This is a genomic window from Candidatus Nanopusillus massiliensis, from assembly GCF_920984865.1.
The window spans coordinates 591555-591863 of record NZ_OV100765.1 but is presented as its reverse complement, the minus strand read 5'-3'; the positions used below and the strand labels follow the sequence as shown (position 1 = coordinate 591863).

Here is a 309-nt window from a genome sequence, read left to right as displayed (position 1 = left end):
AGTAAAACAAGGAGGAAAGAGAAGAGGGGCAAACATGGGAATTTTGGAATCCTGGCATCCAGAAATATTTAAATTTATTCATTTAAAGGAAAAAGAAGGTGTATTTGTAAACTTCAATATATCTATAATGTTCGAGCTTCTTTTTGGGAATATTTNGAAAATAAAAAAGAATATCCATTAATNNNTCCAAGATTATTAAGGAAATATAATTTGCCTTTGCCAGGGGATCTAAATTTTTTTGTAAATAAAATACCAAAAGAAACAATTACAGGATATGTAAATCNNNAAAGAATATTACAGGAAGCTTCA

Annotated in this window: 1 protein-coding gene (cut by a window edge); it reads left to right on the top strand. The window is 28.1% G+C overall.

The features are described 5' to 3' along the window. Window positions 1-181 carry the 3' portion of a hypothetical protein gene (locus LUA84_RS04860; RefSeq protein ID WP_342765408.1) on the top strand. 29 nt of this gene lie to the left of the window's left edge, so 181 of the gene's 210 nt are visible here — the last part of the coding sequence; its start codon lies off the left edge, out of view; its stop codon occupies window positions 179-181. The last annotated feature ends 128 nt before the right edge of the window (window positions 182-309 follow it).